The following is a 16,249-nucleotide window of genomic DNA, read 5'->3' as shown; positions in this document are numbered from 1 at the left end:
ACCGACACCGACACCTGCCCAAGGAGAATCATGGATCAGACATCCGAGAAGTTCGAGGAGCGCTACCGCCTCGGGCAGAAACTCGTCGAGCAGCTGGGCACCGTCGGGACCGATCCCTCCACCTTCGAACTCCTCGGCAAGGAGTGGGACTTGGTCCCAGGGACCTACGCTCCCCGCCCGGGCACCGGCACCGAGTGGTACACCGGCGCCATTCCCTATCCGTCGGGCGGCCGTTTCCTGGAGATCGGCTGCGGAGCGGGCGTCACCGCCGTCTGGGCGGCGCTGCACGGCTGTGCGCAGGTGACCGCGACCGACATCACCGACACCGCGGTCGACAGCGCCGTCCGCAACGCCAAACGGCATGGTGTCGAAGACCGGGTCCGCGTGCTGCGCAGCGATGTGTTCGCGCAGCTCGACCCGGACGACCGCTTCGACACGGTCTTCTGGAACTGCAGTGTCATCGAGGCGCCGCCGAACTTCGAGTTCACTCAGGACTTCGAGTGGGCGATCTTCGACCGCGGCTACACCGCCCTCGGCCGCTATCTCGCCGAGGTGCACAACTGGCTGCTGCCCGGCGGGCGCGCCCTGGTCACCTTCAACACCCTCGGTGACGCCGACCGTATCGCCCAGCTCGCCGCCGAGGCCGGCACCTCGCTGACGCTGCTGGACAGCGCCGACCGGCGGCTGGAGGGCGTGGACGTCACCTACAAGGTCTTCGAGATTGTCCGGAACGGCCGCTGACCGAGGACCGTCCCGGAGCCGAGAACGGGACCGTACCGGATCGGACCGGATGGGACTGATAGGCACGCTAGCCCGCAGGAGGAAGAGCGCCGAGCGCGTCGACCAGAGGCGCCAGTTCCAACTGCTCCTCCGCCTCTCGCAGCGCGCCGGCGAGCGAGTCGTCGTGGGTCGGCCGCGCCCGTTCCAGCGCGGCCCGGCCTTCGGCGGTGACCTCCGTGTACACGCCTCGTCGGTCGTCGGGACAGAGATAGCGCTGGAGCAGCCCGCGCTGTTCCAGTCGGCCCACCAGCCGGGTGGTGGCCGACTGGCTCAGCACCACGGCCCTGGAGAGCTGATTCATCCTCAGACAGGAGCCGCCCTCCCGGGAGAGCACGTCGAGCACGCCGTACTCGCTCACCGACAGGCCGTGTTCACGTTGCAGCGCCCGTTCGAGCGCGTCCTCGATCCGCGCGTACAGAGCGGCCAGAGTGCGCCAACCCTGCGCGCGGGCCTCGGCGGAGTCGTCACTGATCGACACGGGCACCACACCCCCCTTGCGAACGGCTGCTTGCTTGAGGCACTATCAGGCTCGTGCAATATAGCGCGTGTACAACTATCGCGGACGCTGGTTGAACGCGCTTCAGACAGTCTATTGGGAGGGGACGTGCCTCATGTCAGGCAGCTCGACTCCGAGTGAACACCGGCCGGGAGGCGACGCCTTGGCAGCGCCCGAGGCGCCGGCACCCGAGGTGCAGAAGGATCCGCTGCGTTGGTCAGCGCGATTATGGGTATCGATCCTCATCTTCAGCGGCGTGATCCTGCTCGACGGGCTCGACGTCTCGATGATCGTCGTGGCGATTCCGGAGATCCAGAACGAGCTCGGGATGACCGCCGCCACCGGGCAGTGGCTGGTGGGCGCCTATATCCTGGCGTTCGGCAGTTTCCTGCTGCTGGGCGGCCGGGTCGCCGACCTGTTCGGCCGACGGCGCGTCCTGGTGATCGCCATGGCCGCGTTCGCGATCGTGTCGCTGTTCGGCGCGATCGCCGATGACGCGGTCCTGCTGATCATCTCGCGCTTCGTCAAGGGCATGGCGGCGGGCTTCGCCGCACCGGCGGCCATGTCGCTGCTGACCACGACATTCCCCGAAGGCCCGCAGCGGAACAAGGCGTTCGGAATCTTCAATGTCTTCGAAGCCTCGGGATACTCCTCCGGGCTGCTGGTGGGCGGCCTGCTCGCAGGGCTGAACTGGCGGTCCATCTTCATCCTGCCGATCCCGCTCTCCTTGCTGCTGCTGTTCGGCGCACTGCGCTTCCTGCCGCCGGATCCACCGCGCACCGAACGGCCGCGGCTCGACATCGGCGGCGCCGCGACCCTGCTCGCCGGCATGCTGCTCCTCGTCTTCACCACGGTCTCCGCGGCGGAGGTCGGCTGGAGTTCGCTGCGGACGATCGGCGGATACGTCCTGTCCGTGCTGCTGCTCGCCGCTTTCGTGGTGATCGAGCGCACCGTGAAGGACCCGCTGATCCGGCTGGGCGTGTTCCGTAACCGCGGCCTGGTGACCGCCAACATCAGCATCGGCCTGCTGTACGGCGGCGCCATGGGCTTCCAGTTCCTGCTCGCCCTGTACTTGCAGGACCTGGAAGGCTGGCAGCCGTGGCAGATGGCGCTGGTGCTGCTGCCGGCGGGACTCATGGTGGTCATCATCGGGCCCAAACTCGGCGCCTTGATGGACCGGTTCGGTGTGACCAAGGTGCTGATGGTCGGTCTCGTGGCCTTCCTTCCGTGCTACTTGCTGATGCTGCTCATCGGCCCCGAACCGAATCTGTGGTTGATTCTGCTGCCCGCCTCGGTGCTGTGGGGCGTGGGCTTCGCGCTCAGCATCGCCACACTGATGGTCGCCGGCACCAACGGGGTGTCCGACGACGAGCAGGGCCTCGCCGCCGGGCTGCTCAACAGCTCGCTCCAGGTGGGCGGTGCCTTCGGTCTCGCCGTGGTCACCGCGGCGATCCTGCCCGGTACGGAGTTGTCCATGCTCTATCCGGGTCTGGTGGTCATCCTGGCCTTCGCGGTGCTGACGCTCCTGGCACAGCTCGCACCCAAGCAGAGCTGACCACAAAGGAACGGTCGCCATCGTGATCACGATGGCGACCGTTTCGTTCTGTGCTGTTGGTGTGCTGTTGCTGTGCTGCCGCGCTCAGGGCCTTCGTCCGCCCAGCACCTCGGTCATGAGTGCGCCGACAAGGCGTACACCGTCCTCGGTGAGCACCGACTCGGCGTGGAATTGCAGCGAGGCGAAGTGCGGGCCGCGCAGCGCGTGCACCTCACCGGTCTCCGGATCCCGGCTCACCTCCACGGTGCCCACGCTCTCGCACTCGGCCCGGTCCTCGGCGCTGCGGGCGGCGAACGTGTTGTAGAAGCCGACCCGCTCCCGGGCCCCGAAGAGGTCGATCTCCCGCTGTACGCCCTGGTTCGGAACCTCCCTGCGGACCAGCGGGAAGCCAAGCCGCGTGCTGAGCACCTGGTGGCTCAGACACACCGCGAGGAACGGCCGCCGCTCTTCGAGCAGTGTGCCGATCGTGGACCGCAGATGGGCGATCTTCGGGTGGCTCGTCTCGCGCGGATCGCCCGGTCCCGGGCCCATGATGACGAGATCGTAACCGTCCAGGACGTACGGCTCGTCAAAGCGACGGACCGTCACCGTCAGTCCCATGGAGCGGAGTTGGTGGCCGATCATCGAGGTGAAGGTGTCCTCGGCGTCCACGACGAGCACGCGGCGGCCCGCCAGCACCGGCTCCGGCCGGAGCCGCGCCGCGTCCTCCGCCAGCCAGAAGCCGGCGATGGTCGCGTTGCGCCGCTCCAGGGCGGCCCGTACGTTCGGATGCTCACCGAACCGTACGGGACCGTCCGCTTCCAGCGCCGCGAGCAGCCCGGCCGCCTTCGCCCGGGTCTCGTAGACCTCGGAGGCGGGATCGGAGTGGCGTACGAGCGTGGCGCCCACACCGATCCGTACCCGCCCGCCGCTGTCGATGTCGGCCGTACGGATGAGAATGGACGAGTCCAGTGTGGAACCGCCGTGTGCGTCACGGCCGATGAGGGCCACCACTCCGCTGTAGTAACCACGGCCCTGCGGCTCGTACTTGTTGATGACCCGGCAGGCGCTCTCCAGCGGGCTCCCGGTGACGGTCGGCGCGAACATCGTCTCGTGCAGGATCTCACGCGGATCACGGGTGCTGCGTCCCTCGATGAAGTACTCGGTGTGCGCGAGCCGGGCCATCTCCTTGAGATAAGGGCCCACCACCCGGCCGCCGGAGTCGCAGATCCGGGCCATCATCTTGAGTTCCTCGTCGACGACCATGTACAGCTCGTCGGCTTCCTTGCGGTCGGCGAGGAAGTCCATCACCTCCGGCAGAGTGGGCCCGGACGGCGGATAACGGTAGGTGCCGCTGATGGGATTCATGACGGCGTTGCCGCCGGAGAGACTGATGTGCCGCTCGGGTGTGGCGCCGACGAAGGTACGGGTGCCGGTGTGGACGATGAACGTCCAGTAGGCGCCCGACTCTCCTCGCATGAGGCGCCGGAAGAACGACAGCGCGCTGTGCGGTGTGTAGCCGGTGATGTCGGCGACGAACGAGCGCTTGATGACGAAGTTCGCGCCCTCGCCCTCACCGATCTCGTCGGCGATGACACTGCGGACCGTATCGGCGTAGGTGTCGTCGTCCACGTCGAAGTGGCCGTCGGCCAGGGCGATCGGTACGTCCGGTAGCCGCCGCAGCGCCTCGGCCACCGGCAGCAGGCTCTGGCCGGTGACGGTCATCGCGATCAGTGGCTCACCGTCGTCGGCGCAGGTGAAGCCGCGCTCGGCGATCTGCCGGTAGGGAACGATCGCCAGCACCTCGTGGCGAGGGCCGCCGGTGTGCGGGAACTCCTCGGGTACGGGAAGGTCCGCCAGCGTCTTCGGCGTCGAGATCTCACCGACCAGGACATCCAGCGCTCCCGGGCCGGTCGCCTCCGGGCGGTGGAGCAGAGCGAAGGCGGGAGGCCTCGGCGCCAGCACCCGGTCGAGGAGATCCGCGGCCACCGGCACCGCTGCCTCGGGCGCTTCGGTTCTCTCGGTCCCGGTCATCCGCCGGCCTCGTGTGCGCCGAGGCCGGCCAGGCTGGTGGACGTGTCGAGTTGGGCGAGGATTCCGTCCGTGGTGGCGACCACGGCGCAGCGCTGCGCCGCGTACTCGACGGCCAGCCGGTGGTACTCCTCGGAGAAGTCCGCGACGGCGTCGGCCACCAGGAAGGGCTGGATGTCGTTGGTGAACGCCTCGACCGCGCTCATCAGTACACCGACATGGGCGTACACACCGCAGATGACGAGCTGATCGCGCCCGCGCTCACGCATCCATTCGAGCAGACCGGAACGGAAGAAGGCGCTGTAGCGCCATTTGGTGAACACACCGTCGTCCGGCGCCGGGGCCAGCGGCTCGACAACCTGCCGGTCCGCCGGGTCCACACGCATGCCCGGTCCCCAGAAGTCCTTGAGCAGACCGCGTTGTTCGTCGGTCATACCGCCGGGCTGCGCCGTGTACGCCACGGGCATGCCCAGCGCGACGGCGCGCTCGCGGAGCAGGACGGCGTTCCGTACGAGCTGATCGCGGACGGTCCCGGGGAGCGGCCGTAAGAAGTAGCGCTGCATGTCATGCACGAGCAGCACCGCGCGGTCCGGGTCCACGGTCCACTGAGCGGTGTTGCCGGGCAAGTCGCCCGCTGCCGGCATCGGATACGGCTCGATCGGGGGTATCCCCGCCATGACCTTCCTCTCCTGTATCGAATGGATCAAGTGTGGCGAATGGATCGAAGCGTCGAAGCTATGCGGCGCCCACCGGCGTCGACCGGCCGGTCATCCACCAGGCCGATATCACAGAAAGGGCCTGGCCCGGGTTCAGCCGAGGATCACAGAAGGTCGTGTATTTGGCCCCGACCTGATCGATCTGGGACTCGCTCCGGACGCATTCCGTCACATCGTCGGGAGTGGTCTCCAGATGCAGTCCACCTGCTATTCCGCCTGCGTTCCTGACCGCGTACTGGAATTCCGTGACCTCTCGCGTGATCGCTTGCAGAAAACGGGTCTTGAGCCCGTCCGGAGTGCTGACGGTGTTGCCGTGCATCGGGTCGGTGAGCCAGATCACCGGATGTCCCGCGGCGCGGACGGCCTCGACAAGCGCGGGCAACCGCTCGGTCACCGCCTCGGCGCCCATCCGGGCGATCAGGGTGAGCCTGCCCTTCTCCCGCCCGGGATCGAGCCGTTCGCACAGGGCCAGCAGCTCGTCGGCCGTCATGCTCGGGCCGACCTTGCAGGCCACCGGGTTGCCGACCTCGGCGAGCAGAGCGACATGGGCGCCGTCGACCTGCCGTGTCCGCTCGCCGATCCAGGGCCAGTGTGTGGAGGTGAGCAGCAGCCGGCCCTGTTCGTCCCGGCGCACCATGGGGAGTTCGTAGTCGAGCAGCAGCGCCTCGTGGCTTGTCCAGATGGGCGCGCCCATACGTGTCCGTCCGCCCTGGTTCGGCCAGCCCAGATGACCTATGACGTCACGGGCGGACCGATAGCCCGCCAGCAGCCGCTCCGGATCGGCGCGTCGGAGCTCGGGATCGGGTTCCGGGCTGTTGACCATATGACCGCGATAGACGGGCAGTTCGAGGTCGCCGATCCATTCGGTGGGCTTGGAGCGTGGCTTGGCGAACTGACCGGCCATCCGCCCGGCGCGCACCACCGGCTTGCAGGTGTCCATCTGGAGCGCGCCCGCGAGCATGTCCAGCAGTCCCGCCTTGCGCGCGACATAGCCCGGAGTGCACTCCGCGGGATCCTCCGCGCAGTCGCCCGCCTGCACCACATGAGCCTTACCCGCGGCGACCCGGGCCAGCAGGGACCGCAGCGTACGTACGTCCCGGGCGTCGACGAGCGCGGGACGAGCCGCCAGTTCCTTCCTGACCTGCTCAACCTGTAACGGGTCTTCCCACGGTGGCTGCTGGAGCGCCCTTCTCAGTCGAATATCGACCAGAGCGTTGTCCACTGACTTCTCCAATCGCGAATGGGCGATGAGCAATCGAAGCGAAAAGTTAAATCCGCATAGACAAAAAAGTAATCGCCCGCAGCGCCGGACCGAATCGCGCCCACACACCGGCGGATCTCCGCAGCGGCCTAAATCATGTGACGAAACGAGTACGCCGCCAACATTCGGCGGCGTACTCCGTCAGGTGACGAATACTTCGTCAGGTGACCACTCACTCCATCAAGTTGCCGCAAGGGCGGCGCAACGTTGAGGCTCTAGGCCGTGTCTGACAAATCCCGTCTGGCTCACGACGCCTGGCACGCACGCTCGCCGCGTTGTCGGGCTCATCCAAGTACGTCCAGTACGAGGATGACCCTCCGCCTTGCGATCGCACGCACCAGACGCCGTGAGCCCCGCCCTGCGGGCGGACGACGCTATTTGTCAGACACGGCCTAGCGGGCTCCCGCCGGAACCGGTGTGCCGCCTGGGATGTTGGTGAGCGGGCGGCTTGCCCGGTCCGTCTCCGTCGACGGCGTGGACGACGCTGTGAACGACGGCGTGAAGAGGCCCGTGACGCAGCGGCCCTCGATGTCGGCGCGCGGTGCGAACACCACGTCCAGGCAGTCGTCGTCCGTCGGCGACCAGGTGGTCGCCGACCAGTGGCCGAGGCGGTCGCCCAGGCGGTGGAACTCCTCCGGATCCGGGGCCGACGGCCTGGTCCTGGCGCCGGTCCCGATGTCGGTGCCGGTGCCGGTGGCGGACAGCTCGTCCAGCGCGGCGAGGTCCTCCCGCAGGCGGGCATTGGGCACTCCCGTGACACGGAGCGGAAGCGTCCGCGCGAGACAAGCCGCGAGGTCGTCCAGGCTCGTCACCTCGGTGCCCCAGGCGAGCGTCGGCACGGAGGCCATCGGGACGACATCGGCCGGGGCCGTGGCCAGCAGTACGTCGTAGCGGTAGCGGTTCAGTTCGTTGTGGGCCGCGCCTCGCTTGGTGCGTACGTCAACGGCGACCACACCGCCGGAGCGCTCGGCGAAGGCCGTGAAGTACGCGGGATCCAGGAGCAGTTCGTTCTCCGTCTCCATCGCCTGGTCGACCAGGGCGCGCCGCGTCGCCGCGTCCGTTCCTGCCAGTGCCCGCCGCTGCTGCACCGCGCTGGTGAAGCACTCCTGGAGCCGCAGATTGCGGACATCGCCGATGAAGACCCGGCCGCCCGGAGCCAGCAGGCGCAGCACGCCCGTCAGCACACCGGTCAGATAGTCGCCGCTCGGGAAGTACTGGACCACCGAGTTGATGACCACGGTGTCGAAGTAGCCGTCCGGCAGCCCGGTGGTGATATGCGCGGGCTGGGCTCGCAGCTCCACGCGCTGCTGGAGCGCGGGATGCGCTTCGAGCTGTCTGTCGAGAGTCTCGACGGCGACCGGCGACAGGTCGGTGCCCACGTACTTCTCGCAGTGCGGCGCGATACGCGCCAGGAACACTCCACTGCCGACGCCGATCTCCAGCACCCGGCGCGGGCGGGTCTCCAGGATGCGGTCGACGGTGGCGTCCCGCCACTCACGCATCTCCGCGACGGGGATGGCCGATCCGTCGTAGCTGCTGTCCCAGCCGGTGAAGTCCTCTCCCATCGCGTCCCAAGAGCCGGCGTACGAGGTGTCGTACACCGTACGCCAGGTGTCGAGCCACTCCTCCTCCGCCGTCGTCGAAGCGGCAGCGGGAGCCGTTACGGCAGTCGGCCCGGTCGGCGGAAGGCCGCCGACCGCCCGCAGCAGCCTCTCGTCCGCGCGCCGTTGCTCGGTGTCGCGGTCCTCGATCTCCGGGTCCGGGACCGCGTCCGGCAGAACGTCCTCGACAAAGCGCAGCTTGCGGTTGAACCAGGCCCGTACGGTCCAGAGCGTGAGCAGCAGACCGCTGACGACGATGACCAGGGCGAGGCCACGGCCCGGGCCCGTGCCCAGCACGGTTCCGAAGGAGCCGGCCAGCGCGCCGTCCGGCATGAGCATCGGACGGAAGACATGGTCGGCCAGCGGCCCGACGACCAGATAGCCGAGCGGCATGGTGGCCGTGACGACCGTGATGAAGATCGCCAGTACCCGGCCCTGGAGTTCAAGGCCGACCTTCCGCTGGAGCAGCGCGATCCAGTGGCCGTTGATGAGCGACTCGGTGAACGCCATGCCGAACATGCCCGCGACCAGCAGCCACGGCCGGCCGGCCAGCCCGATCACCAGCAGCCCGAGGTTGTTGGCGCCCATGAACAGGAGCATGCCGTCGGTACGGCGGCGCGTACCGCCCCACACGCTCATGGCGAGGGAGCCGAGCAGCGCGCCGAGGCCGCCGCCGCTGAGCACCACGCCGAGAGTGGCGGTGTCGTACTCGATCAGCACCAGCGGAGTGATCAGCGCGAACCCGACGGCGTACAGGGAGTGGTCGACCACGAAGTACCAGAGGACGGACTTCAGTCCGGGCCGCCGGGTGATGTAGCGCCAGCCGTTCAGCATCTCCGAGCGAACGGGCTCCTCGCGGCGGCGGAACAGCCGGTCCGGGAAGCGGACCAGCAGCAGCGTGGCCACGGCCACCACAAAGGTGGCCAGGTCGATCAGGAGGATCACGGGCAACGAGACGACGCTCAGCAGACCGGCGCCGAGCATCGGCGCGAACAGCGCGCCCGCTCCCGTACCGAGCTGGGTGATACCGCCCGCGTGTCCGAGGAACGGTTTCGGTACGAGCTGGGCCACGGCGGCCAGATACGCGGGCCGTTGGAAGGCGCTGGTGACGGAGGTCAGTCCGCAGAGCAGATACACATAGGGCATGCTCACGCGGTCACCGGTGATCAGCCCGATCATCGCCAGTACGGAGAGTCCGGCGGCCAGATCGCTGAAGAGCATCACCTTCCGGCGGTCGTAGCGGTCGGCCACCACACCGGCGAGCGGTCCGACCAGCAGGCCGGGCAGCAGCGAGACCGCGGCGACAAACGCGAAGGCGGTTACCTGGCCGGTCCGTTGATACACCCACAGGCTCATGACGAGCTGGCTCAGCGCGCTGCCGACGGTCGACACGAACTGCCCGGCCGCGACGGCCGAGAACCGGCCGAGGCTCGGTTCGGGCCCGGCCGGCTCCGGACGGGCGGCGGCCGGAAGCGGTGCTGTCCGTGAGGTACGCGGCATCCGTGAGGTACGCGGCATCCGCGCGGTACGCGGCATCCGCGCGGTCTCCACCGCTGCGGGGTCCTGCGTCCGTGAGCCGGGATCCGCGAGGTCCTGCGTCCCTGAGTCGGGATCTGCGGGAGCCTCCGAAGAGACGTCCGGTTCGGCTCTGCGCCCGGCCCAGGTCGCCAGCTCCTCCGCCAGTTCCACCGCCTGGTGCTTGAGGAAGCCGTGGCCCGCCTTCGGGATCACCGCCAGTTCGACGTCGTCCGCGTAGTGCTCCCACTCGCGGAAGCGTTCGGTGTACAGCTCGGTGACACGGTCCTTGGAGCCGACCACGCTCAGCAGCGGAGCCTTCAGCACCTGGTCCCGGCCCCGGCTGAGCGTCCGGGCGTAGTAGTGCTCGGAGCCGCGCTCGTCGTGACGTACCGAGCGCATCGCGAAGGCGTACTCCGCCGGATCCTCGAATTCCGACATCCCGCCGCCCAGCGCGCGGATCTCCTCCAGGATGGCGCGGTCCGACACCAGCCGGTCGACCGGGAAGTGCCGGTACACCCAGTCGAAGAACCGTCCGGGCAGCCGGGCCATCGGGAACATCGCGCCGATCGCCACACCCGCCAGCGGCAGGCCGGCGGCCTCGGCCCGCATACCCAGTTCGAGAGTGATCGCCGAGCCGTGACAGTGCCCGTACAGATAGACCGGGCCCGGCAGTTCACGCATCTCGTCCAGACAGCGGTCGATCAGTTCGTCGAACGGCAGCGCCTCCTCGTCCGGACGGCTCCAGTCGCGGCCCGGGCTCTGGAGCGCGTACAGCGACCAGTCGTCCGGCAGCGCCTTGGCGACCGGCTCGAAGGCGAGCGCCTGGCCGCCCGAGTACGGGATACAGACGAGAGTGGCCGTCGCTGGGCGTGCGCGGTCCGGCGTGAGCCGCTGGAGCAGCGATCCCTCGCCGCCGACGCCGGCTGTCCCGGCCCGCGTCGGATCCACCGGGTTCATGGCGCCGGTCATGGCGCCGGTGCGCTGAGCGATGTGCTCGGCGAGCCGCTCGACCGTCGCGTTGCGGTACAGGTCCAGCAGCGCGACCCGGACACCGCACCGCTGCTCGACCAGGCGGACCAGGCGCAGGGCGGCGAAGGAGTCGCCGCCGAGATCGAAGAAGCCGTCGTTCAACGCGATCCGCTCGCGGCCCAGCACCTCGCCCCAGAGGGCGGCGAGTTCCTTCTCGGTGCCGGTACGCGGCTCGGTCCGGGCGCCGCTGTCGAGCTCCTCGGGAGGCTGCGGCAGCGCCTTGCGGTCCACCTTGCCGTTCGCGCTGAGCGGCAGCGCGGACAGGATCACCGTCCTGGCGGGTATCGCGTAGTGCGGAAGGATCTCCTGGACTCCTCGGCGCAGCGCCTCCGCGGTCGGCGGCTGCGCCGGGTCCACCGGGACGGCGTAGCCCACGAGCCGGGCGATGCCCCGGCTGTCGGGACGGACCGCGACCGCCGCCGCGCGCACACCGGGCTGGGCGGCCAGCGCCGCTTCCACCTCGTCCAGTTCGATGCGATGACCGTTGATCTTGACCTGGTCGTCCAGGCGGCCGAGGAACGCCATCACGCCGTCGGCGCGCAGCCGCGCGCCGTCACCGGTCCGGTACATCCGGCTGCCGGGAACCGGATCGAACGGGTCGGGACGGAAGCGCTCCTCGGTGAGGCCGGGCCGGTCGTGGTAGCCGGTGGCCACACCCGGGCCGCCGATCCACAGCTCGCCCGGGACGCCGAAGGGCAGCGGACGGCCGTGCGCGTCGAGGACGTACAGCCGGTTGCCCGGGTACGGACGGCCGATCGGCAGCGGCGCCTGCGCCGGTTCGCCGCTGACGTCGCCCTCGAAGTAGGCGTTGTCGACGGTGGCCTCGGTGACACCGTACGAGTTGACGACCCGTCCGCCCGGGCCGACCAGGGCGAGGGCGCGACGGTACTCGTGGACGTACCACTTCTCGGCGCCGCCGGCGAGCAGCCGCAGCTCGGGCAGCGGTTCCGGCGCTCCTTGCCCGGCGCCCGGCCGGGACTCGGCGTGATCGAGGAGGCCGCGCAGCACGGTCGGTACGAGCTCGGCGACATTGACCTTCTCGTCGCGCAGCAGCCCGTACAGCGCGTCCGGGTCGAGCAGTGTCTCGTGCGGGCAGACGACGATCCGGCCGCCGGTGCCGAGGGCGCGCAAAGTCTCGCCGACGAAGACGTCGAACGAGGAGTTGGCGGCCTGGAGATGGGACATCCCGGGCGTCAGCCCGTACGCCTCCCGCCACATGGCGACGGCGTGGTGGAGGTTGCCGTGCGAGACGACGACACCCTTGGGCAGGCCGGTGGTGCCGGAGGTGTAGAGGACGTACGCCGGGTCGGCTGCCGTGACCTGCTGTCCGGCCAGGGCGGCCGGTGTCCCCGGGGCGTCCGTGTCCACGTCGGCGTCCAGGTCGGCGGCCTCGGCTCCAGCTCTGGCGTCGGCCTCGGCCTCGGCTCCGGTTTCGGTTTCGGTTTCGGTTTCGGCTCCAGTGGTGAGGATGACCGGGACGCCGTCCGGTGCGGCGAATCCGGCCGGATCGCCCGGCCCGTCGGTGAGCAGGGCGCGCGCACCGCTGTCCGTGAACATGTGGCGTAGTCGCTCGGCCGGATAGCGGGGATCGAGCGGTACGTACGCCGCGCCCGCCTTCCAGACCGCGAGCACCGCCGCGTACACCGCCGGGCCCTGTGGCAGATGGATACCGACCCGGTCGCGGGTGGTGACTCCGGCGGCGCGCAGCCGGCGGGCGAGCCGGTCGGCCTCCCGGTCCAGCCGGGCGTAGCTCCAGTGCGGACCGCCGTGGGTGACGGCCGGTGCGTCCGGAGTGCGGCGGGCGTGTTCCTCGAACAAGGTGTGCACACCGCCCTGCCCGGGTACGGCCGAAGCGCCCTGCCGCCCGTCCGCCGAGGCCGTCGCCGCGTGGCCCGCGGCCAGCACCTCCTGGCGCCGCTCCGGCGACAGCAGCGTAAGGCGGCTGATCGCGGCGGTGGGCTCGTCCAGCGCGCTCGCCAGCAGCGTCAGCAGGTTTTCGAGCAGCCGCTGTGCGGTGGTGCGGTCGAACAGCTCGGTGGCGTATTCCACCGACAGCACCGGGCCGGAGGCCGGAAAGTCCAGGGTGACGGTGAGGTCGAGCTTCGTGGTTCCCGGGAAGGTGTCGCCGAGGTGTTCCACGGTCATCGCGCCGTGCCGGGCCACCGAGGCGGGTGTGTTGACGACGATCAGCATCACCTGGGTGAGCGGTCCGCGGTCGGCGCGAGGCGTCACCGGCAGGGCGCGTACCAGCTCGGACAGTGACTGGTCCGGATGGCTGAGCGCGTCCACGACCGTTTCGGTCGCGCGGCGCAGCGCCGTCCGGAAGTCGGGATCACCGGAGAGATCGGTGCGCAGCGGAAGGATGTTGATGAAGGCGCCCACACCGCGCTCGCTGTCCGGATCGTCGCGGTGTGCGACCGGCGCGAGCACGGTGATGTCGGTGCGGCCCGTCAGCCGGGCGACGAGCGTCTGGAGAGCGGCAAGGACGAAGGTGTGCGTCGTGGTCCCGGACGCGCGGGCCGCTTCGTCCACGCGGCTCAGCAGTGCCGGGTCCAGCCGGTGTTCGATCTTGGCACCGGTGAAGGACCGCACGGCGGGACGAGGCCGGTCGGCCGGTACCTCCACGTCCGTGTCGATCCCGTCGAGCCGGTCGGTCCAGTGGCTCAGCAGGGCGGCCCGCCGGGCCGGGTCCGACGCGGACCGCCGTGCCCGGCGCAGATGCGGCGAGAAGCGGCCGGCCGGGGCGGGCCGGGCACCGGCGAGGAGGTGTGCGAGGTCGTCGGCGAGGACGGAGGCGGACCAGCCGTCGAAGACCAAGTGGTGCACGGCGACGACGAGTTCCCAGACATCGTTGTCCAGCCGCAGCAAAGTGGCCGCCAGCAGCGGGCCGGTAGCGAGGTCCAGTACGGTACGGCCGCGCGCGCCGGCGAGTTCGCCGCGCCGGATCTCGCGCTGACCGGCGGGCAGTTCCCTCAGATCGTGGACGGAGACCTCGATGTCCGGCGTCCGTCCGCCGAACGCCATCAGCGGTCTGTCGTCCGACTGGTCGAAGACCGCGCGCAACGCCTCGTGCCGCTCGGCCAGTTGCCGAAGTGCGGCGGTGACGGCGGCGGCGTCCACGGGGCCGGTGACGCGGTAGCGCAGCCCGAGCGTGTGCATGGGCGTGCCCGGGTGCAGTTGTTCGGCGAGCCAGGCGTCCTGCTGGAACGGCGTGAGCGGCAGCCGGTCGTCAGTGTCCGCTCCGGTGCCGGTGCCGGACTCCCCGAGGTCCGGAGCGGTGTTCGGCTCGGCCTCCGCCAGAAGGGCCGACAGCGCCGCCACCGTGGGATTCGCGTACAGGTCCGCGAGAGTGAACCGGACGCGGAACGCGCGCTCGATCCTGGTGACGATACGGATCGCGGTCAGCGAGTTCGCGCCGAGCGAGAACACGGAGTCGTCCGCACCGACCGACTCCACGCCCAGCACATCGGCGATCAGGTCCGCGAGCGTCCCTTCGGTACCGGTCAGGGCCTCCGGCGTCCCGGAGCCGGAGGCGGCACCGGCTGGGCGGAAAGGAAGCGCGGCCAGCGCCTCGGCGTCCACCTTCCCACGGGAGTTGAGCGGGAACGCCTCGACCGGTACGAGCCGGGACGGGACCGCGTACGCGGGCAGCCGGTCCGAGAGGTACGCGGTCAGCTCGGCCAGATCCAGATCCGTCAGCGCGGACGACGCGGACGAGGCGGACGGCACGGGCGAGGCTTCTGCGGCGGGCAGCAGATAGCCGACGAGCGTGGCCCGTCGGGCGTCGTACCGTACGACGGCGTCGCGGACCCGGGAATCCGCGAGAAGCACCTGCTCGACCTCGGTGGGCTCGACGCGGAAGCCGCGCACCTTGATCTGCCGGTCCATCCGGCCCAGATAGACAAGGCTGCCGTCGGACAACTGCCGTACCCGGTCACCGGTGTGGTAGTAACGGACGCCGTCCGGGCCGGTGCCGAACCGCTCGGCGGTCAGCTCGGGCAGATTCACATATCCGGCGGCGACGGTCGGGCCGCCGATGTGCAGCTCGCCCTCCTCGCCCTGGGCGACGGGACCGTCGCTTCCGACGATCCGTATCCGCACGCCCGGCAGCGGGCGGCCGATCGTCGCCGACGCGTCCACGGCGCGGACCGCCGCGAGCGGTCCGGCCAGATCGTCCCAGGTCGCGACGACGGTGGTCTCGGTCGGACCGTAGACATTGACGAGGCGTACCGGAGAGCCGGCGTGCAGCCGCCGCCAGTCGGCAACGCGGTCCTGCCGGATCTCCTCACCGCCGACACTGACGATACGGGCCGGGCCGGGCAGCCGCAGACCGTCGTGGACCATGGCGTCGACAACCTCGTGCCAGTACGCGGTCGGTATGTGCAGGACGGTGAGGCCCAGTTCACCGCACCGGTCGAGGAACGCGCCCGGCGACGCGAGCGTCCCTTCGTCCCGTACGACGACGGTGGCGCCCGCGTACAGCGGCGGGAAGATCTCCTCGATGCTGCCGTCGAAGGAGATCGAGGAGAACTGGAGCACCCGGTCACCGGGCGACAGACCGTACCCGGCGGCGATCTCCCGGCTGAAGTGGTCCAGGGCCCGTCGCGGGATCGCGACGCCCTTGGGCTGTCCGGTGCTTCCCGAGGTGTGGATGATGTACGCGAGATCGTCCGGATCGGCGTCCGCCACGACCGCGGGCCCGCCGCCGTCTCCCGGCCCACCGCCGCCGTCTCCCGGCCCACCGCCGCCGTCGTCGTCCGGCCGCGCCGTGTCCGTACCGAGCGGCGGTACGGGCGGCAGCACACGCAGCCCGGCCCGCTCGAACTCCGCCGCCCAGCGCCCGGGAGAGACGGCCGCGCCGACACCGCCACGCTCGGCGATCGACCGCAGCCGCTCGGCCGGGTCGTCCGGATCGAGCGGTACGAACGCGGCGCCGGCCCGCAGCAGAGCCAGCATGGCCACCACGGTGGCCGGGCCGCGCCGGGCACACAGACCGACGCTGTCGCCCGGCCGGACGCCCGAGCGCCGCAGCTCCTCGGCGTAGCGGCGGACCAGTGCGTACAGCCGCCCGTACGAGAGCTCGTCCGTACCGTCGGTGACCGCTATGTCGTCGGGACGACCGTGCGCGTGCCGGGCGACGGCCGCCAGCACGCCGGGAACGGCCGACGGGCCATCAGGTCCGGGAGGAGGAGGAACAGGTCCGGGAGGAGGCAGCAGGGTGGAGGACGGTGGGACGGGCACGGCGGTTCCTTGGCTTCGGGACGTGATGGGCGGAGCAGGGCT

7 protein-coding genes are annotated in these 16,249 nt (G+C 70.0%); 2 read left to right on the top strand and 5 right to left on the bottom strand.

Features of this window, described 5'->3' with window-relative positions:
• Positions 1-30 precede the first annotated feature (30 nt).
• On the top strand, positions 31-741 hold the full coding sequence (locus tag ACFV6H_RS16390) for a methyltransferase domain-containing protein (RefSeq protein ID WP_385542185.1): 711 nt from the start codon (positions 31-33) through the stop codon (positions 739-741).
• Between the two features lie 67 nt (positions 742-808).
• Here ACFV6H_RS16390 and ACFV6H_RS16385 read toward each other — a convergent pair whose 3' ends face one another.
• Positions 809-1,258, bottom strand: a complete 450-nt coding sequence (locus ACFV6H_RS16385; RefSeq protein WP_385542183.1) for a MarR family winged helix-turn-helix transcriptional regulator — start codon at positions 1,256-1,258, stop codon at positions 809-811.
• Between the two features lie 181 nt (positions 1,259-1,439).
• Here ACFV6H_RS16385 and ACFV6H_RS16380 point away from each other — a divergent pair, with 181 nt between their 5' ends.
• Positions 1,440-2,831, top strand: coding sequence for an MFS transporter (locus ACFV6H_RS16380; protein ID WP_384977783.1), 1,392 nt, complete (start codon positions 1,440-1,442; stop codon positions 2,829-2,831).
• An 84-nt stretch (positions 2,832-2,915) separates the two neighbouring features.
• Here the strand turns inward: ACFV6H_RS16380 and ACFV6H_RS16375 are convergent, their stop codons facing one another.
• From ACFV6H_RS16375 to ACFV6H_RS16360, 4 genes are all read right to left on the bottom strand, one after another.
• The gene (locus ACFV6H_RS16375) at positions 2,916-4,844 is read right to left on the bottom strand and encodes an anthranilate synthase family protein (protein ID WP_385542181.1); all 1,929 of its coding nucleotides are present in this window, start codon (positions 4,842-4,844) and stop codon (positions 2,916-2,918) included.
• On the bottom strand, positions 4,841-5,518 hold the full coding sequence (locus ACFV6H_RS16370; protein ID WP_385542179.1) for an isochorismatase family protein: 678 nt from the start codon (positions 5,516-5,518) through the stop codon (positions 4,841-4,843). The genes ACFV6H_RS16375 and ACFV6H_RS16370 overlap by 4 nt, the downstream gene beginning before the upstream one ends.
• Positions 5,519-5,576: 58 nt before the next feature.
• Entirely contained in the window at positions 5,577-6,779 is a 1,203-nt protein-coding gene (locus ACFV6H_RS16365; RefSeq protein ID WP_384977774.1) for a 3-deoxy-7-phosphoheptulonate synthase, read from the bottom strand.
• Positions 6,780-7,210: 431 nt separating this feature from the next.
• On the bottom strand, positions 7,211-16,207 hold the full coding sequence (locus ACFV6H_RS16360; protein WP_385542177.1) for an amino acid adenylation domain-containing protein: 8,997 nt from the start codon (positions 16,205-16,207) through the stop codon (positions 7,211-7,213).
• Positions 16,208-16,249: the final 42 nt, after the last annotated feature.

This window comes from Streptomyces sp. NPDC059743, assembly GCF_042732975.1.
Classification (GTDB): Bacteria; Actinomycetota; Actinomycetes; order Streptomycetales; family Streptomycetaceae; genus Streptomyces.
This window is presented reverse-complemented; position numbering and strand designations above follow the sequence as displayed.